Origin of the sequence: Mesorhizobium sp. M8A.F.Ca.ET.202.01.1.1, from assembly GCF_004791595.1 — a bacterium.
Classification (GTDB): domain Bacteria; phylum Pseudomonadota; class Alphaproteobacteria; order Rhizobiales; family Rhizobiaceae; genus Mesorhizobium.
Window position 1 is genome coordinate 177,093 of record NZ_SRUN01000002.1, and the last position, 16,988, is coordinate 194,080.

Consider the following 16,988-nt stretch of genomic DNA (forward strand, 5'->3'; position numbering starts at 1 on the left):
GTTGGAGCTGTCCGGCGACTCCACCGGATGCTGAACAGCTGCAACGGTTTAGGCGGCGATGCGCGAGGCGGTGTTGCGGTTGAGCCCGTACGACCAGTGCACACGATCGCCATCGAGGCCGGGGAAGCGGCGCCCTTCGCGCGTCAGCCGGTAGGCGGCGAGCCACGCGTCGGCCTGCGAGCCCATCTTCTTGGCGTCGGCGTCGAACTCGGCCGGCGTGATCGTCGTGCGGAAATCGTTCTCGGCGATGTATTGCAGCGTCCTGCGCCCCGCATCCGCCATCTTGGCGCGCTGCGACATCTCGGCCGCGCCGCCCAAGTGCCGGTTGGCGACGGCTTCGATGACATCCCATTTGGTGTTGGCGTCGAAGGACTTCTTGATGTCGGGCGCGTCGAACAGTTCGAAGATTTGCTGCACGTACTGGCCGGTTTCACGGGTCAGCGCCAGGATGTTGCCATAGCTTGAACGGTCGAGATGGTAGCGCAGGTCGGTACCGACACGCTGCACCGTGGCGAGCGCCGCGAACGGCCGGTCATTGATGGTCGAGCTGCCGCGGATGACCTGGCCGATGGTCAGATCCTGGAAGTATTGCGACATCGCGTTCATGAAGGCGACCAGCATGAAGTGGAAGCTGCGGTTGACGATCGCCCCCGACGGCACCGGCGCGCGGCCATAGTTGAAGACGCGGCGATAGGCGATCAGCCGGTCGCGGCGCTTGTAGCGGATCGGCCGCCACTTCTCGAGGATGTAGAGCCCGCGCGCGCCGGGGCCGCGCTGGATGCGGATCTGGCCGTTCTGGAATAGCCGGCGCAGCACATCGACGACCTGGAACAGCTTCATGCGGTCCATCTGGTAGATGTAATAGAGTTCTGCCGAGGCCTGCAGCTGCGGCGGAATGATGGATTCGTCGAAGTCATTGCGCAGCAACGGCATCTGCAGCGCGTCGAACGGCTTGAGCGGCCCGTCGCCGAAGCCCACCAGATCCGCGAAGCTCGTTGTCGTCGCACTGGACGAGCGATCGAGCAGTTCGCCGTAGCGGCCCTCGAACTCGCTCTCGAAAGCGGCGCGGTCCGCCGGCGACAATCCGGGCAGCTCGTCCCTGAAGAAGCGCTGGAACAGCCTTTGGATGACCTCATTGGATTCGCTAGCCATAACAGACCTCATGTTGCTCGAATTGGCGGCTCACGGTTTCAGGCTTTGGGCGGCTCGCTGGAGCCAGTGTCCTGACTGGCATTGATGGCGCTGATCACGGCCGGCACCAGGTCGAAGAAGCGCGCCAGCTCACTGTCGGTGATCGTCGCGGGAAGGCCTGGTGGGACGGGCTCGACAGCGCGCACGCGCTTGACGAACTCGCTGCGCCGTTCGTCCTGCGGCTTGGTCTTCTGAAACTTGACGATGGCCTGCAGCGACGGGAATTCCGCCCGGATGAGCCATTGGCCCGCATTCGTGCGGCCAACGATGTCGCCGGTCGTGTCGACCGCCGCCGCGTAGAGTGCCGTGACATTGTCCTTGTCGCGCAGGCCAAACGACCGCACCGTTTCGTCAAACCTGTCGATCGCCTTGCCGATGTCGCCAAGCTTCTTGTCGATCTCGCTACCCTTGGGCTGGTTCTGCAGCGCGGTGGCGATAGTCTCCATCGCGGCGGTCAGCCGTTCGAAGGTCTTCGACTGGTCTCCGTCGGGATATCTCCTGATCGCCTTGGCAACGTCGCCGATGGCCTTCTGGGTTCCCTGGCTGCCCGTATCGACCTGTTTGGTCAACAGGTCGATCGATTGCGGCGTCTGGGCCTCCACTTCGAAGCGGGCCTTGACCCCGGCGTGGAACTTGTTGGCCGGATGATAGGGAAACGGAATTTTCGCAGCCATTGTCCTGCTCCTCTCATGCCTGCTCACGCCGACCAGTAGTCGGGACGGTTCTGACCCATGCTAGCCATCGAGCTCGCGATAGGCGACGGCATCTGGACCGGGCTCGGCAGGTTGGTGCCCTGGTTGAACGTGTTCTGCAGGATCGTGCGGATCATCCAGCGGATCAGCGACTGGTTGTTGCGGAAGTTGAAAACGTTGAAGTCGCATTGCTGGGTCAGCGACCGCACCAGGCGCTCGGTCTGCTCCTCGGCCTGGTAGAAGGTTCGCAGCTCACGCACCATCAGCCCCTTGAGACCGGGGTCCCAGGCGCCAGCGCCACCGAACGGGTCGAGCAACTCGCCGGAGATGGTGGCGAGCTTGGTCTTCAGCTTGTCGCTGAATTCGCACAGCAGCACGCCGGGGTTCGCCACCTGGTCGGTCAGGTCCAGCACCGCGCCCACGGCGAGGCCGACGGCGGTCGCCCGTCTCTCCTGTTCACCGAGGCCGTCCGGATCGATGCCGACCGCATAGAGATCGATCGCCCGGTCGAGCAGGAACAGCATGTAATCCAGGAGCACCTGGCAGCTGATCTCGTCGTCGTCGCAGCCGCAGCCGGCGAAGCAGTCGACCTGCTCGAGCAGGAAACCGCGCGCGATGGTGAGGTTCATCAGCCGGACGGCGCCCTGGTCGGGGCCGCCGGCGCCATAGAGGCCGTAGACGATGATCGGCGGGCGCGCGACATAGAGCAGCCGCGAGCTGCCTTTGGCGACGAAGGCATCGACGAAGAGCTGCAGGCTGGAGACGAACGCCACCAGCGGCGGCGATTCCGGTGGTCCCGATGTGATCGGCACGTCGATCGGAACCGGAATGCTCTGGCCGAACTGGATCAGGCGCTGGAAGCGGTGAACCAGCATCGCCGACGCGGTCGATAGTTCACGCAGGCTCTCGACGCTTGCCCCGGTCGAGAGGTCGACCAGGTCGTCCATCGCCTGCGACAGCGCGTTCTCTTCCAGAAGGGCACGCAGGTCCGCCTGGCCGCCGGCTTCCAGTTGCAGGACCAGATTGCGGTAGGCTTCGATGCCGCGCGGCCAGTCCTCCTGGCCAAGCGCGCTTTCGACCGAGCCGGTCAGGCTGCGCAGCGCCATGATGACGGCATTGCGGCGCGCCTGCAGCTCACCGGCCGCCGAACGCACGATCGAGGTGCTGCGTGTGATGCCGTTGGACGCCAGCCCCTCGCCGATGGCGACAAGGATGAGCCCCGCCAGCACGTCGCAGCTCTGGGCAAAGCGCCGGAACAGGATGGCGCTGCCATCGGTTAGCGTGCCGACATAGCGTGCCAGGCGCGAATACTCGCCGAGCTGGCGACGCGCCGACATGGCGCGGTCGTGGTTGACCGAATCCAGCGAAAGGCGCGCGGCGGCCAGCCCGTCATTGGCGAGCTGCCGGATCGAGCGGCCCCAGCCAATCATCTCGATGCGGATGTCCTTCAGTGGCGAGGAGGTCGAAAGCGTCTGCAGGTCGCGCTCGAGATCGTCCTGCGCCTGGGCCATTTCGACCGAGGACGGACCCGTGTTCCGTACCTGCGGCACATAATCGGGCACGCTCGAATAGGGCAGGCCGGCGCGTTCGCGGCGGTCCCTGTCCGCTTCCTGCGGGTAGAAGTTCAGCAGCGCGTTGGCCATCTGGTCGGGATCGCGCGGATCACTGACGCGCAGCGTCTTGCGCAGCAGATTGTCGACGGCGACCGTGGCGGGCGACCGAAATTTCGAGACCGGGCTGGCGGCGGTTGTAAACAGGTCGGCCATGACATCTCACCTCATGCAACGAGTGCGGCTGGGGACGGTTGCGCGGCAGGCCGTCTGCTTGCCTGGCGCTGGGCCAGGTTCCTGATGACGAGCTTGGCAATGGCGTCCGGTTCGGCGCCGGCCTCCAGCGCGAAACGGCTGGCCGACACAAGAAAGCGTGGCGGCAGGTCGGGTACGTGCCCCGCCGCGATCTGGATTCCGCCGCGCCGGATGCGGGCTTCGTCGGCGCGCGTGAATGGAATGGCATCGGCCAGCGCGTGCTGGCCCAGCCCCCGCCGAGGCTGGTAGGCGATCTCGTCGACCACCGCCGGGATGAGGCGCGGGACCGACGCAAGCAGCACCGGAGGCAGCCTGTGGCCGCGCGACGGATTGTAGAGCGCGCGCCAGACGCGTTCGGCGCGCGCCGCATCGGCGGCGAAGCCCATGCGGCGCAGCATTTCGGTCAGGATCAGGACCCGGATCCAGCCGGTCGGATGGGCGCCGCCGGGGCGATAGGTCAAGGCGCGCGCGCCGGGGTGGGCCAGGAACTCCATCATGCCCCAGACCGACGCCGTGCCGCCGAGCAGCAGCGCCGCGAGGTCCGCGAAGATCTCCTTGTGCCAGCGGCGCAGAATGGTCACCACGAGCGGATCGAAGCGCATCGAGGCCAGCCGGTTACCGACCGCCTGCGCGTTTTCCTGCCACAGGCCCATATCGGCCTGCAGATTGTGCGCGACCTCGTGCAGGAATACCGATTGCCAGGGATTGTCGCGGTCCCAGGGGACGCGGATCACCGGGAACGGATTGCTGTCGCCGAGCAACCGCGCCAGCGCCACGCCACGACGCTGCGTCGCCGGCGAATAGCCGTGTTCCATATAGGTCAGCGGCTTCAGCAGCGGGCCGGCGAAGACGCCGGGCAAGGCCGCGCGGACGACGGTATAACAGTCCATCGCGATCGCGTCATGGGCGGCCAGCGCCGGCGCGAAGCCCGAGCCGCGCTGCGACATCACCTCGAAGAACATGCCGAAGCTGCGGCGCAGCCGGTCGATGCTGCGGTCGAGCAACGCCATCTGGGTGAGAGCCGCCTGCGCCGTTGCCGGCGGCCAGCCGCGTTCGATCACGGCGATCTGCCGATTGATGGCGTTGCCGATGGCGGCCAGCCGCCGGTTGGCGGCGTGGAAATGGGCTCGCGACGGCGCATAGGGCAGGTCTTCGGGACGCAGCCCGATGCGCCGCGGCGTCAGCCGGTTCAGGCGCTGCGCGCGCGCCTTCAGCGCCCGCAACTTGGTGTCCAGGAACCGCCTGGTCGAAGAACCCGTGCGCATCGCCACGATCCTTCTGGTTGCACCGAGAGGGTTTCAGTTGGGCCGGATGGTGATGCTGACCGGACCGCGGATGACGATGCGCCGCCGGCGCCCGGAACCCTGGCCCTGGCCATAGCCCGGAGCATACCCACCGGTCCAACCGCCAATGCCGCCCATTCCCCCGAGCGCCCGCCCGGCGGCGCGCGCCAGGATGCGTGCCGGAGCCATGCCGGAGCGGACCGCCGCGGCCGTGCGGCGCACGATCCGCCGCCCTCTCTGCAAGGGCTGCGTCAGCTGCCGGCGCAAGCCATGCCCGCGTGCCGCGACACGGCGCGCGGTGCGCGCCAGCACCATTGGCCGCACAGAAGCCGGGGTGCGCCGGGTGACCGCCGTGCGGCGCACGCTGTTGGCGATGCGCGGCAAGGCGCGGATCGCGGTCGGCCCGCCACGGTTGACGAGCTGGGTGGCGGCGCGGCGCACGGTGCGCACCGCCTGGATGCGGGCGGCCGCCGGCATGCGGGCGGCGGCGGGGCCGAGCACGCGTCTGGCGGCGAGCCCCGCGACCAGCGGGATGGCGGCGCGATTGCGCACCGCGAGCTCGGCGAAGGCGTCGAGCGCTTCGTCCTCCGAGGCTTCGTCCGCCATCAGCTGGCCGATGACATTGGCGACGCCGCCAATTGCCGTGCCGTAGCCTGGGATGAGGCTGGCGACCGGCGCCACGGCGCGGGCGATGCGGCCGATGGTGGGAGCGGCACGCCGCACGGTGCGCACGGCGCCGCGTATGCCGCGGGCGATGCGCCGGAAGAACTCGTCGCTGTCTTCAGCCGCGAGCGCGAAGCCCAGCGCTTGGTCCCAGCCGTCATCGTCGCCCTCGTCGAAATCGTCGCTCTCGTCGAAGTCGTCGCCTTCATCGAATTCGTCGCCGGCGTCCATCTCGTCGAAGCTCGAAGCCTCGTACTCGTCGCCCGCGTCATACTCGTCGCCCTCGTCGCCTTCATCGGCACCTTCGAAGCCGTCGCCTTCGTCCATTTCGTCGAATTCGTCATAGCTGTCGGCGGGGCCTTCCGCTTCATCAAAGGCTAGGTCGTCGAACATCGATTCGTCATACCCGTCCATCTCGAGATCTCCTCTTGAGCGATCGGCCCCTCAGGAGAGCGGGACCAAAGCGATTAACGCCGGTCGGGATAGTCCCCCCTGAAGTGATCGCCCTCAAGTCGGCAGGACTGGGTAGCTCGAAGATGGTCGTCAGTATCGGCGACTATTCAGGTGCGGAATTTTGTGCTTAAAACAAATATATTGCGAGTATTATTTTACTATAATTTTATTATAAACGGATTTACGGCTGATATCTGACGTGAAGCGCCAAAAATTGGAGAAAGGCCCATAAATACTTCGCGGCATGCTGAAAGCCGCCGTCGCCGGCCAGGCTCGCCATAAGGTTGGGAAGTCTTCCTCGTCTTTACCGCAACGCAACACCCTTCTCAGTTCGGCCATATCTCCTGCCGTGATCACGATCATCATCATATCGCCTGCGCGGCGTGGAAAATTATTCGTCGCGATGGCTTTTGAAGGGCCAATCGTTTCTTTCCGGGCAAGGGGGAGTCGATGAGACTTGTAGGCATTGGCGGCGGAAGGAAACCGGTAAAGGAGCCTGATATGCCCAGAATAGTACCCGTGCTCGATTTGAGCCGCTTTGAGCAAGGCGCATCGGAACGTCGGACATTTCTGGCGGATCTCCGCTCCGCCTCGCGTGACATCGGCTTTTTCTACCTGGCCGGACACGGGATCTCCTGGGCCGAGATCAGCGAGGTGCTCACCGCGTCCCGCCGCTTCTTTGCCTTGGCCGAGGCCGACAAGCTCGCGATCGAGATGGTCAAGTCCTCGCAGTTCCGCGGCTATACGCGCGCCGGCGGCGAGCTGACCAAGGGCAAGGCCGACTGGCGCGAACAGCTCGATATCGGCGTCGAGCGCCAGCCCATAGCGCAAGGCCCCGGAATTCCCGCCTGGACGCGGCTGCAGGGGCCGAACCAGTGGCCGGCTGCGTTGCCAGAACTCAAACCCGCCCTGCTGGCATGGCAGGCCAAGGCGACAGGGGTGGCCATCAGGCTCTTGAAAGCCTTCGCGCTGTCGCTCGACCAGCCAGAGGATGCCTTCGACCCGATCTACCGTGAGCAGCCAAACCACCGCATGAAGATCGTGCGCTATCCGGGCCGTGAGGCGACCGGCGGTGATCAAGGTGTCGGCGCGCACAAGGATGGCGGTTTCCTGACGCTGTTGCTTCAGGATGACAATAAGGGGCTGCAGGTCGACTATGATGGCAGCTGGGTGGATGTGGATCCCATTCCCGGCACGCTCGTCGTCAACATCGGTGAATTGCTCGAGCTGGCCTCGAACGGCTATTTGCGTGCGACCGTGCATCGCGTCGTGACGCCGCCCGCCGGCATTGAACGCATTTCGGTGCCGTTCTTCTTCAGCGCCAAACTCGATGCGACGATACCGCTGCTCGAACTCCCCGAGGAATTGGCGACGCAGGCGCGCGGGCCGGCCAGCGATCCGGACAATCCGCTGTTTCGCGATGTCGGAACCAATGTGCTGAAAAGCCGGCTGCGCTCGCATCCCGACGTCGCGCGCCGCCATTACGCCGACCTGCTTGAGCCGGAAACCGGAGCGGGTTGAGCCTGTTGCCACAAGAACGAATGGATTTTTTGCAGTCCCGGCTGATTTTGGAAAATCGTTCGTCGCATCTGCGTGAAGATCGGTTCAAAAGAGAAAAATCCGTTCGGTGTTCTCCTCCCATTTCGCTGAACGGTGTTCCCCTCTGAAGGTTGTGACCTTCTTTTGGCCGGGCGTTTCGCGCCCGGCCATTTTTCTTTCCGCCTTGCGCGTTGCCGGTGCGGCGTTGATCCGGCAGACTTCGGCATGCGCCAACCGTTGCAATCAGTGGAAGAAGGAGAGGTCACATGACATCCAATGTCGCCGTCATTGCCGGAGCGGGTTCTGGATTGAGCGCATCGCTGGCGCGTCTTCTCGCCAGGGAAGGGTTCCAAATCGTCCTGGCCGCTCGAAATATCGAGAAGCTCGGTGCATTGCAGGCGCAAGCCGGCGCGCAAGCCGTGGCGACGGATGTCTCGGATCCGGCCTCGGTGGAGCAGCTGTTTGATGTCGCCGACAAGGCTGGCCCGCTTTCCCTCGTGATTTTCAACGCCAGCGGCCGCGCTCGCGGCCCGATGCTGGCCTTGGGCTCGGGGTCGATCCTTTTCACCGGCGCGACGGCAAGCGTGAAGGGGTTCGCCGGGTCTGCCGGCTTTGCCATGCCCAAATTCGGATTGCGCGGGCTGGCGCAATCCATGGCCCGTGAACTGGCGCCCAAGAACATTCACGTCGCGCATTTCATCATCGACGGGGCCATCGCCTCGGCCGCGTCTGGACAGGAGTCCGAGCTGCAGGACCGCCGGCTGTCGCCGGATGCGATCGCCGCGGCCTATCTCTCCATCCACCGCCAGCACCGCAGCGCCTGGACCTGGGAAATGGAGCTCAGGCCATGGGTCGAAAACTTCTGACCGCATCAGCGATCCATGCGACCTTTGCATGGCTCGTGTGCACAGGCCTTGAGGAGAGTCGACATCGCATGAGGATGTCACTATATAGCGACGGCTTCGATGGCTCGCGCCTTGAAGCGTAACGTCATAAGGCGGCTGCAGCGACAGCCATTGAGATACGAAACGGACTGGAAGCCGTAAAAGGTAGAAGCAATTGCTCGGAGCGGGCAGATCCCGCCAACGGTACAGTCCTTCAGAATCAGAAAATGTTCTTCACCCCTCGATTTCCTTCGGCTCTGTGGACCCTGGACGGCATTGGCTTGCCGGCTGGCCGCGACTCGGCTGGAATGGGAGCATGCATCCTTTGCGGGATGCCGACGTTTATGATTACCAACCGGCTTTGCCGCCAGGGAAAAGCAGTATGAGTGAACATGCGATCGAGTTCTTGCGGGGATGGATCGGTGAAAAGGTCCATTGCCAGTCCCACGCCAGGATCGAGAAACAGGCCGAGACATTGGCCCGCGAATGCGCCGCCAAGGCAGCCGAGGTCGGCATACCGCTGGAGGACATCCAGGAGGAAGTCGGCGACATCCAGGAATTGATCGCTTCCCGGCTCGAGGAAGCTGCCGAGGCGGACGAAAACCAGCAGGCTTCCAGCAAGGCCGCGGAATAGATTTTCAGGGACAATCCTGTCTGAAAGCGCGGGCCGTTCGGCCCGCGTTTTCGTCTCAGCCGAACTTTTCTTTCAACCACGTCTTTGGCAGCGCCGGCACGAAATTGCCGTCGCGGCCGGTCATGTCGTCATTGGCGACCAGGGCGTTGAGGATCGATTCCTCCACCGCCTGGATCACCGCGTCGAAGAACGGGTCGATGTCTGCGTCGGGAATGAAATCGGCGCTGGCGATGCGGCCAGACAGCCCCAGCGCCGCGGCGGGATTGGCCGTCGAGAAGGCGAGGAAGATGTCGCCCGAACTGTGATAGCCGAAGCCGCCGGTCATGGCGACGCCGAGCGGCACACGCCGTGCCAGCCGCTTCATCTGGTGCGGCAGGAACGGCGCGTCGGTGGCGATGACGGCGATGATCGAACCCTTTTCCGCGCGCGACGTGGCTTCGCGGATCGCTGGTTCGGTGAGTTCGGGATCGGCGCGCCGGCCACGCATCGTGAAATTGTGCCGCTTGCCGAAATTCGACTGCACGAAAGCGCCGGCCGTGTAGGTGCGCCCCTGCCATGCGACGATGCGCGATGCCGTGCCCGAGCCTGCCTTGAAGCCGAAGGTGATCATGCCGGTGCCGCCGCCGACGCTGCCTTCCTCGACCGGTCCGCCGGCCGCGCCGTCGAGCGCCTCGGTGACATGCTCCGATGTCAGATGGTGGCCGTTTATGTCGTTGAGAAACCCGTCATAGGTCTCCGCCGCCACCGGCAAACCCCAGGCGCTGTCGATCGCGGCCGGCAGCACCCGGTTCATCCAGCGCAGCGTGCCGTCACGCGAAACACCGCAGGAATGCGTGTTGGTGATGGTGATCGGGAAGTTGAAAGCACCGGTTTCCTCGATGATGTGCGAGCCGGTCAGCTCGCCATTGCCGTTTTGGCTGAAGATGCCGGCGAAGACCGGCGTCGCCAGCTCGGCGCGAGGCCTGGGCAGGATGGCGGTCACGCCGGTGCGCACCGGTCCCTTGCCGACGACAAGCGCACCATCGCCTGAAATCAGCGTCGTATAGCCGACCGCGACCCCTGGCACGTCGGTGATCGCATTGAACGGCCCAGGCGTGCCGTCGAAGTCGATATTGAAGCTTCGCGCGCGCGGCTTGCACGACGGTGTTGCCAGATGGTGCGGATTGTCGGTCATGCTCTTAGAACAAGGATCCCTGATTGCCGGGTTCTCTCGTCTTGGCAACTGGGGCCTTGGCCGCGGGCCTGGCGGCGGGCTTTGGCCGCGCCGCGCCGCTGGTTGCCACCGCATCGGCAGTGCCGTCGGCGAACTCCAGCGAAAGCGCCATACCCGACGCCACGTCTGCGGCCTGCTTGATGACGGCGCCGTCGGCATCCTTCACCAGCACGAAGCCGCGCGCCAGGACGGCCTTGTGCGACAACGTCGCCATCAGCCGGTCGGCCTGGATGATGCGGCCGCGCAACCGCTCCAGCCTAAGCAGCATCGCCTGGCCGCCGCGTCGCGTCAAAGCGGTCAGCAAATCTCTATGAACACGTTGCCGCCGTGCTGTCGGCTCGATCGTGATGCGGCCCTGCAGCAAAGCCAGTTGCTGCCTGTGCCGTTGCAGCGATGCCTTGGCGCATTTTGGCAACTGATCCGCTGCACGATTGAGTTCCGCCCGCCGGCTTCTCGCCAGAGTACGCAGCGCCCGTTGCGCACGCAAAAGATTACGGTCGTTGGTGCGCCGCGCCTCGGCAATCCGCTGCGACAGCATCGCCGGCGTCAATTTTACGGCGAAGAATCGTGCCCGCTTGCGCTCGGTGGAAACCATCAGGCCACGGCCGAGCCTCGACGTCGCTTCGTCGAGGCGCCGGCGCGGCAGCGCCAGCAATTGATCGGGCGAAGGCAGCGCACGCGCTGCTGCACGTGTTGCTTGCCGCTTGCGCTCGAAATTGCGCAGGACGGCTGCCTTGAGCCGTGCGCCGAGGCTGGCCAGCGTCGCTTCGAGGTCCGCCTTCACCGGTACGGCGATTTCGGCCGCGCCTGTCGGTGTTGGCGCCCGCACATCGGCGACGAGGTCGATCAGCGTCCAATCGGTCTCGTGGCCGACCGCCGAGATCACCGGAATGCCCGAGGCGGCGACGGCGCGGGCGAGTGCCTCGTCGTTGAAGCCCCACAGATCTTCCAGGCTGCCGCCACCGCGCGCGACGATCAAGAGATCGGGACGCTGGATAGGGCTGTCCCATGCCAGCGCGTTGAAACCGGTCACGGCATTGGTCACTTCCGCACTCGCCGTGTCGCCCTGCACGCGCACCGGCCAGACCAGCACATGCAGCGGAAAGCGGTCCTTGATGCGGTGGATGATGTCGCGGATGACCGAGCCGGTCGGCGAGGTGACGACGCCGATGACGCGGGGCATGAACGGCAGCCGGCGTTTGCGGCCCGCATCGAAAAGCCCTTCCGCCTGCAGTCGGCGCTTGCGCTCCTCGAGCAGCGCCATCAGCGCCCCGGCGCCGGCCGGCTCCAGATTGTCGATGACGATCTGGTAGTTGGACTTGCCGGGATAGGTGGTGAGTTTGCCGGTGGCGATCACCTCCATCCCTTCCTCGGGACGGAATTTCAGCCGGCTCATCGTGCCTTTCCACACCACGGCGTCGAGCCGGGCGCGGTCGTCCTTCAGCGCGAAATAGGCGTGACCCGAGGAATGCGGCCCGCGATAGCCCGAAATTTCGCCGCGCACCCGCACATTGCCGAAGACGTCCTCGACCGTGCGCTTCAGCGCGCCCGATATCTCGCTCACCGTGTATTCGGTGGCGTTGGTGCGTGATTCGGATGCTGCTTCGCTCATTGGCCGATTGGGGGCTGGTTGAGCGCCGACGTCAAGGCGGCCATGTCAGCCCCGATATTGATGATCCGCATCTACCAGCCCGGCAGGATCTGGTTCGGCTTGCTCCGCTTCATCTTGGCGAAGGCGAGGGCCGCGAAGTCGAACGTTCCCGTTTCCTCGCCAAGCGGGATCGAGATGTTGTCCAGGCTTTCCGAAATATGGCGGGCAAGCGCATCGACAATCTCCGGCCGCGAGGTCTGGCCGCGCATGATGCCGATGCGGCAGTCCGGCAGGGCGCCGAAGCCATCGGCTTCGCCCAGCACCCGCATGCCAGGCCTGAGCGCGCATTCCGGCAGCACCGAGACCGCCAGGCCGGACAGCACGGCCGCGGTGATCACGGTCGCCGAGAAACTGGTGAACAGGATGCGGTAGTCGCGGTTCTGCTGGTCCAGCACGTCGACGGCGGCGCGCCGCCAGATGCAGTTCGGCCGGCCGAAGGCCATCGGCAGGATTTCCTGCTCGTGCGTCGCGTGATTGGCCGAGGATACCCACAGCAGCGGCTCACGTCGCACGACCTCCGACTGGCCGCGCACATCATTGTGCGTCACCAGCGCCAGGTCGAGATTGCCGCGCTTGATGTGTTCGACCAGCCCCGGCGTCGGCTCGCAGATGACGGTCAGTTCGACGCGCGGATTGGAGCGGGTGAAACGTGCCATGATCTCCGGCAGGAAACGATCTGCATAGTCGTCCGGCGTGCCGATGCGGATCGTGCCTTCGAGCCGCTGGTCGTCGAAGGCGGCAAGTGTCTCGCGGTTGAGATAGAGCAGCCGCCTTGCGTAGGAGAGCAGCTTGTCGCCTTCCTCCGTCAGCCGGTTGGTGCGCCCCTCCTTCTCGAACAGCGGCTTGCCGATCCGCTCCTCCAGCCGGCGCATCTGCATCGACACCGCCGACTGGGTGCGGTGCACATCTTCGGCAGCCCGGGTGAAACTGCCGGTGTCGGCGATCGAGACGAAGGTCTGCAATTGATCGAGATCGAGCGGCGCTTTCATCGACATGATCCATCACTAGTGTTGATGCCAAAGATTAAAAACATTCGTTGGATTAATCAATCGGTCGATGGCAAATTGGCATTGTCCACATGAAGGCATGTGAATCGAAGCCGAAACGGCCGCTGTCGCCAGCGCCGATCGTCGGGTTTCGTCTGTTCGAGTCTGAAGGAGACCGACATGACCACGATCGATTTCGCCACCGAGACCTCGCGCATCACTTCGCGTCCGTCCGTTGCCGCGCGCGTGGCCAACACGGCCTTCAATATCTACCGCGCCTGGAAAAACCGCCGTGCTTTCTACCGTTTGGGCGAGATGTCGGATGCCGAGCTCGCCGATATCGGCCTGACGCGCGCCGACCTGCATGTCGCGATCGACGTGCCGTTCGGCCGCGATCCGACGGCAATCCTGCGTGAGATCGCCAGCGACCGCGTGGAAACGATCGAGGATATCGCCCGCAAGGTAGCCTGATTGGTTCAGTTTCGGTCTTGTTGAACCTTTCTGCGGTTCAGCGCGACCAAGGTTCATGCAGGCTCCCCACTCCCTGCCGGTTCCCCGCCGGCCTGCCTGCACGCTGCCCGGTCCTCCCAAGGACCGGGCTTTTCTTTTCTAGCTTGCCGGGAAATGGCGTTGGCCTGACGCCTATCGCCGGTCCATATCCCGCTTGAACTGGTCGAAGATCGTTTCCACGCCCTTCTGGTAGTCGTCACGCTGCTGGGCGCCGGTCTCGAACATCTTGCCGAAAATGTCGTCGAACGGGTTCCTTGGCCGGCCGCTCGGATTGGCCTGCGGCTGTGGTGCCTGGCGCGGCTGCGGCTGCGGCGCTTGAGGTTGCGGCGTCGGCTGCCCGCCGGGCATCCCGAAGCCGCCGCCTCCGCCTTGCCGCAGCATCTCCTCGAAGATTTTCCCCAGCGGGTTGTCGCCGTAGGGACTTTGCGTCTGCTGGGGCTGGGGTCGGCTTTGTGGTTGCTGCGGCGTGCCGCCGCCGAACATGTCCTGCAGCACCTTGCCGAGCGGATTGTCGCCATAGGGGTTTGGCGCCGGCTGCGGCTGGCTTTGTGGTTGCGGTGAGCCGCCGCCGAACATGTCCTGCAAGACCTTGCCGAGCGGGTTGTCCATGGGGTTCTGAGGCGGCGGCTGGCGCTGTTGCGGCGCCGGCGCCTGCATGCCGCCTTGCCGCATCATCTGCTCGATGATCTCGCCCAGTGGATTGTTGCCGCCGCCACCAAGACCAGCCGCTGCCTGCATCTGGCTTGTCGTCTGCTTGAACAGTCCGCCCATTACCATCGAGGCGATCGCGGGCAGCATCTGCTGCAGGATCTGCTGGCTGACGCCGCTCGCTTGCGCCGCCTGGCTGGCCACGGCGCGCGACAGGTCCTTCGAGCCGAACAGATGTCCCAGAATGCCGTTGCCCTCGTCCACGCCTTGCGGCGAGAAGGCGCGCGTCGCGTCCTCGAAATATTTGGCGTGCTGGCCGCTCGCCATCGCCGTCATGAAGGCGCCGAGCCCGTAAGGATCGGCGGTGTTGCGTTGCAACCCTTGTGAAAAGGCCGGCAACAGTGCGGCGACCGCGGCCTGCGTCTGCTGCATCGAAAGCCCGTATTGCTGGGCAAGCGCCTGCATGCCGTTGCCGTTCTGGGCCTGCGTCAGCATGTCGAACAAGGTAGGCATCGGCTTCTCCTCCGGGAAATCCTCGGATGAGAGCCTAATTCGTTTCAGGGTTCGTTTGAAGCTGGTTTTGCCCTCGCCATGGCTCGCGGTTAATAGGCATATTCCATGAACACGGGCTCGATCGAGCCGCCCCAGCGTGTGTGATAGGCCGACAGCATCTCCTCGGCGCTGGTGGTGCCGCGCGCCACGACCTCGTCGAGCGTGTTGAGGAACGAGGTTTCATCATAGCCGTCGCGGTTTTTCTTGCCGCGGTTCTTCAGCCCTGTGCGTGAAATGGCCATCACGTCGCGCGCGATCTCGCGCAGCGTGGTGTTGCGGAAGGGCGCGGCAATGCCCAGTTCCGGCACGGCGTTGCGCATGGCCAGCACTTCCTTGTAGGTCCAGCTCGAGGTCAAGGCTTCTGCCGCGTCGAGCGCGGCCTCGTCGTAGAGCAGACCGACCCAGAAGGCCGGCAGCGCGCAGATGCGCCGCCAGGGCCCGCCATCGGCGCCGCGCATTTCCAGGAAGCGCTTCAGCCGCACGTCCGGGAACAACGTCGACAGATGGTTCGCCCAATCACCCATCGTCGGCAGTCCGTCCGGCACTTCGTTGCGCGCCGCGCCGGCCATGAACTGGCGGAAGGTGATATGCGTCATGTCGTGATAATGGCCGTCGCGGATGACGAAATACATCGGCACGTCGAGCGCCCATTCGACATAGTCGGCGAAACCGAAATCGGGCGAGAAGCAGAATTCGAGCAGGCCCGAGCGCTGGTTGTCGGTGTCGCGCCAGATGTCGCCGCGCCAGCTCTGCAGGCCGTTCGGCCGGCTGTCGGTGAAGGGCGAGTTGGCGAACAGCGCCGTCGACAGCGGCTGCAGCTTCAGCGACACCTGCATCTTGCGGCGCATGTCGGCTTCGCTTTCGAAGTCGAGGTTCACCTGGATCGTGCAGGTACGGTACATCATGTCGAGGCCCTTGGTGCCGACCTTGGGCATGTAGCGGGTCATGATCTCATAGCGCGACTTGGGCATTTTCGGCGTCTCGGCCAGCGACCATTTCGGGCTGCCGCCAAGCCCGAGGAAGCGGATGCCCATCGGCTCGGCGATCTCGCGCACCTGGGCCAGGTGGGCATTGCCCTCGCGGCAGGTCTGGTGGATCGTCTCCAGCGGCGCGCCGGAAAGCTCGAACTGGCCGCCTGGCTCAAGCGAGATAGCGCCCTGGCCCGTCGGCTCGACCAGGCCGATGATGCGGCCGTCATCGACGATCGGATCCCAGCCAAGCTTGTTCTGCATGCCTTCGAGGATGGCGCGGATGCCGCGCTCGCCACCGTAAGGCACCGGCGCGTTGCCATCGACATAGAACGGGAATTTCTCGTGCTCGGTGCCGATGCGCCATTTTTCGCGCGGCTTGTTGCCCTCGGCGAGGTGCTCGACAAGCTCGTCTATGCCCTCGATGGGCCGGAAATCGGTTGTGTCGCGCGCCATGATCAAGCCCTCAGAACGCGACCAGCAGGGCCGCCGGCGGTAAATGGACGAAATGTCAGGAGACGATCAAGCGAAAAATCCTGAGCCACAGGTCAAGAGGAATTGAAGGGGGGAAGGAAGAGCGCCTACCAGTCGCCAATTGTTGCCTGCATAACGGCAAGCGCCGCAACGGCCGCCGTGTCGGCGCGCAGGATACGCGGCCCGAGCGGAATGGCGGTCACGAAAGGCAGGGCGCGGAGCATCTTGCGCTCCTCGTCGGAAAAGCCGCCCTCGGGCCCGACCAGCAGGGCCAGCTTCTTCTCCTTCACTGCCTGCAAGGCCGGCAGCGGGTTGTTGGTCGAGGCGTCCTCGTCGCAGAAGACCAGCCGCCTTTCCTTGTCCCAGCCGGTCAACAGGCGCTCGAACTTTTCCGCCTCGCGAACCTCCGGCACCGCCAGTATGCCGCATTGTTCGGCGGCTTCGACGACATTGGCGCGCAGGCGATCGATGGACGGTCTTGCGACTTGCGTGTGCTGGGTGATGACCGGCTGCAGGATACCGGCACCCATCTCGACGGCTTTCTGCACGAGATAGTCGAGCCGGCCCTGCTTCAGCGGCGCGAAGCAGTAGATGAGGTCGGGCAGTGGCGGCTGGGGTCGTTGCAAGGCCAGCACCTTCAGCCGCACCGATCGCTTCGATTTCGCCGATATGGCCGCCGACCACTCGCCGTCGCGGCTATTGAAGACAAGGATTTCGGCGCCTTCGGCAAGCCGCAGCACATGCAGCAGATAATGGCTCTGCTGCTGGCCGGGTTCGAACTCGATGTCTGGTCCGAGGTCGTCGGGTACGAACAGACGTTGCATCTTGTAGTTGGCGCGCAT

17 protein-coding genes are annotated in these 16,988 nt (G+C 64.7%); 4 read left to right on the plus strand and 13 right to left on the minus strand.

Going from position 1 to position 16,988, the window contains the following annotated elements:
* Positions 1 to 48: 48 nt before the first annotated feature.
* The 6 genes from EN845_RS05650 to EN845_RS36000 all read right to left on the minus strand — a co-directional run bounded on the left by EN845_RS05650 (position 49) and on the right by EN845_RS36000 (position 6,714).
* Positions 49 to 1,152 (minus strand): hypothetical protein, encoded by a 1,104-nt coding sequence (locus EN845_RS05650; protein WP_127870915.1) that lies wholly within the window; start codon positions 1,150 to 1,152, stop codon positions 49 to 51.
* Positions 1,153 to 1,190: 38 nt separating this feature from the next.
* The gene (locus tag EN845_RS05655) at positions 1,191 to 1,865 is read right to left on the minus strand and encodes a hypothetical protein (RefSeq protein WP_127280026.1); all 675 of its coding nucleotides are present in this window, start codon (positions 1,863 to 1,865) and stop codon (positions 1,191 to 1,193) included.
* 23 nt (positions 1,866 to 1,888) lie between these two features.
* Complete coding sequence (locus EN845_RS05660) at positions 1,889 to 3,649, minus strand: hypothetical protein (RefSeq protein ID WP_245511643.1); 1,761 nt, start codon at positions 3,647 to 3,649, stop codon at positions 1,889 to 1,891.
* Between the two features lie 11 nt (positions 3,650 to 3,660).
* Positions 3,661 to 4,953 (minus strand): hypothetical protein, encoded by a 1,293-nt coding sequence (locus tag EN845_RS05665; protein ID WP_127870916.1) that lies wholly within the window; start codon positions 4,951 to 4,953, stop codon positions 3,661 to 3,663.
* Between the two features lie 33 nt (positions 4,954 to 4,986).
* A complete protein-coding gene (locus EN845_RS05670) occupies positions 4,987 to 6,048 on the minus strand; it encodes a hypothetical protein (protein ID WP_127279167.1) in 1,062 nt (353 codons plus the stop codon).
* A 189-nt stretch (positions 6,049 to 6,237) separates the two neighbouring features.
* Complete coding sequence (locus EN845_RS36000; RefSeq protein ID WP_245464415.1) at positions 6,238 to 6,714, minus strand: hypothetical protein; 477 nt, start codon at positions 6,712 to 6,714, stop codon at positions 6,238 to 6,240.
* Here EN845_RS36000 and EN845_RS05680 point away from each other — a divergent pair.
* Complete coding sequence (locus EN845_RS05680; protein WP_245464414.1) at positions 6,607 to 7,608, plus strand: isopenicillin N synthase family oxygenase; 1,002 nt, start codon at positions 6,607 to 6,609, stop codon at positions 7,606 to 7,608. The genes EN845_RS36000 and EN845_RS05680 overlap by 108 nt on opposite strands.
* 84 nt (positions 7,609 to 7,692) lie before the next feature.
* On the opposite strand, the gene EN845_RS35325 is transcribed toward EN845_RS05680, so the two are convergent.
* Positions 7,693 to 7,860 carry a hypothetical protein gene (locus EN845_RS35325; RefSeq protein ID WP_167531258.1) on the minus strand — a complete coding sequence of 56 codons (168 nt, stop codon included), beginning with the start codon at positions 7,858 to 7,860 and terminating at the stop codon, positions 7,693 to 7,695.
* Positions 7,861 to 7,892: 32 nt separating this feature from the next.
* On the opposite strand from EN845_RS35325, the gene EN845_RS05685 reads away from it, so the two are divergent.
* Positions 7,893 to 8,492: an SDR family NAD(P)-dependent oxidoreductase gene (locus EN845_RS05685; protein ID WP_127870918.1), complete on the plus strand. Its 600-nt coding sequence runs from the start codon at positions 7,893 to 7,895 to the stop codon at positions 8,490 to 8,492.
* Positions 8,493 to 8,892: 400 nt separating this feature from the next.
* On the plus strand, positions 8,893 to 9,144 hold the full coding sequence (locus tag EN845_RS05690; RefSeq protein ID WP_015316487.1) for a DUF768 domain-containing protein: 252 nt from the start codon (positions 8,893 to 8,895) through the stop codon (positions 9,142 to 9,144).
* A 55-nt stretch (positions 9,145 to 9,199) separates the two neighbouring features.
* Here EN845_RS05690 and EN845_RS05695 read toward each other — a convergent pair whose 3' ends face one another.
* The 3 genes from EN845_RS05695 to EN845_RS05705 form a co-directional block, all read right to left on the minus strand.
* Complete coding sequence (locus EN845_RS05695) at positions 9,200 to 10,318, minus strand: P1 family peptidase (protein ID WP_127870919.1); 1,119 nt, start codon at positions 10,316 to 10,318, stop codon at positions 9,200 to 9,202.
* Between the two features lie 4 nt (positions 10,319 to 10,322).
* Positions 10,323 to 11,969, minus strand: a complete 1,647-nt coding sequence (gene xseA / locus EN845_RS05700) for an exodeoxyribonuclease VII large subunit (RefSeq protein ID WP_127870920.1) — start codon at positions 11,967 to 11,969, stop codon at positions 10,323 to 10,325.
* Positions 11,970 to 12,040: 71 nt separating this feature from the next.
* Positions 12,041 to 12,997: a LysR substrate-binding domain-containing protein gene (locus tag EN845_RS05705; protein WP_127870921.1), complete on the minus strand. Its 957-nt coding sequence runs from the start codon at positions 12,995 to 12,997 to the stop codon at positions 12,041 to 12,043.
* Positions 12,998 to 13,174: 177 nt separating this feature from the next.
* Here EN845_RS05705 and EN845_RS05710 point away from each other — a divergent pair, with 177 nt between their 5' ends.
* Positions 13,175 to 13,465: a DUF1127 domain-containing protein gene (locus EN845_RS05710; RefSeq protein ID WP_127870922.1), complete on the plus strand. Its 291-nt coding sequence runs from the start codon at positions 13,175 to 13,177 to the stop codon at positions 13,463 to 13,465.
* A gap of 171 nt (positions 13,466 to 13,636) precedes the next feature.
* Here EN845_RS05710 and EN845_RS05715 read toward each other — a convergent pair whose 3' ends face one another.
* From EN845_RS05715 to EN845_RS05725, 3 genes are all read right to left on the minus strand, one after another.
* A complete protein-coding gene (locus EN845_RS05715) occupies positions 13,637 to 14,665 on the minus strand; it encodes a DUF937 domain-containing protein (RefSeq protein WP_127870923.1) in 1,029 nt (342 codons plus the stop codon).
* Positions 14,666 to 14,754: 89 nt separating this feature from the next.
* Positions 14,755 to 16,128 (minus strand): glutamate--cysteine ligase, encoded by a 1,374-nt coding sequence (locus tag EN845_RS05720; RefSeq protein WP_127870924.1) that lies wholly within the window; start codon positions 16,126 to 16,128, stop codon positions 14,755 to 14,757.
* A 125-nt stretch (positions 16,129 to 16,253) separates the two neighbouring features.
* Positions 16,254 to 16,988: a 16S rRNA (uracil(1498)-N(3))-methyltransferase gene (locus tag EN845_RS05725; protein WP_127870925.1), complete on the minus strand. Its 735-nt coding sequence runs from the start codon at positions 16,986 to 16,988 to the stop codon at positions 16,254 to 16,256.

What these genes read in the sequence shown, in the direction of transcription:
- EN845_RS05695 (WP_127870919.1), bottom strand. Translation starts at nt 10,318, where the DNA reads ATGACCGACAATCCGCACCATCTGGCAACACCGTCGTGCAAGCCGCGC.
- EN845_RS05725 (WP_127870925.1), bottom strand. Translation starts at nt 16,988, where the DNA reads ATGCGCGCCAACTACAAGATGCAACGTCTGTTCGTACCCGACGACCTC.
- EN845_RS05715 (WP_127870923.1), bottom strand. Translation starts at nt 14,665, where the DNA reads ATGCCTACCTTGTTCGACATGCTGACGCAGGCCCAGAACGGCAACGGC.
- EN845_RS05655 (WP_127280026.1), bottom strand. Translation starts at nt 1,865, where the DNA reads ATGGCTGCGAAAATTCCGTTTCCCTATCATCCGGCCAACAAGTTCCAC.
- EN845_RS05670 (WP_127279167.1), bottom strand. Translation starts at nt 6,048, where the DNA reads ATGGACGGGTATGACGAATCGATGTTCGACGACCTAGCCTTTGATGAA.
- EN845_RS05665 (WP_127870916.1), bottom strand. Translation starts at nt 4,953, where the DNA reads ATGCGCACGGGTTCTTCGACCAGGCGGTTCCTGGACACCAAGTTGCGG.
- xseA (WP_127870920.1), bottom strand. Translation starts at nt 11,969, where the DNA reads ATGAGCGAAGCAGCATCCGAATCACGCACCAACGCCACCGAATACACG.
- EN845_RS05705 (WP_127870921.1), bottom strand. Translation starts at nt 12,997, where the DNA reads ATGAAAGCGCCGCTCGATCTCGATCAATTGCAGACCTTCGTCTCGATC.
- EN845_RS05650 (WP_127870915.1), bottom strand. Translation starts at nt 1,152, where the DNA reads ATGGCTAGCGAATCCAATGAGGTCATCCAAAGGCTGTTCCAGCGCTTC.
- EN845_RS05690 (WP_015316487.1), top strand. Translation starts at nt 8,893, where the DNA reads ATGAGTGAACATGCGATCGAGTTCTTGCGGGGATGGATCGGTGAAAAG.
- EN845_RS05660 (WP_245511643.1), bottom strand. Translation starts at nt 3,649, where the DNA reads ATGGCCGACCTGTTTACAACCGCCGCCAGCCCGGTCTCGAAATTTCGG.
- EN845_RS05685 (WP_127870918.1), top strand. Translation starts at nt 7,893, where the DNA reads ATGACATCCAATGTCGCCGTCATTGCCGGAGCGGGTTCTGGATTGAGC.
- EN845_RS05720 (WP_127870924.1), bottom strand. Translation starts at nt 16,128, where the DNA reads ATGGCGCGCGACACAACCGATTTCCGGCCCATCGAGGGCATAGACGAG.
- EN845_RS05710 (WP_127870922.1), top strand. Translation starts at nt 13,175, where the DNA reads ATGACCACGATCGATTTCGCCACCGAGACCTCGCGCATCACTTCGCGT.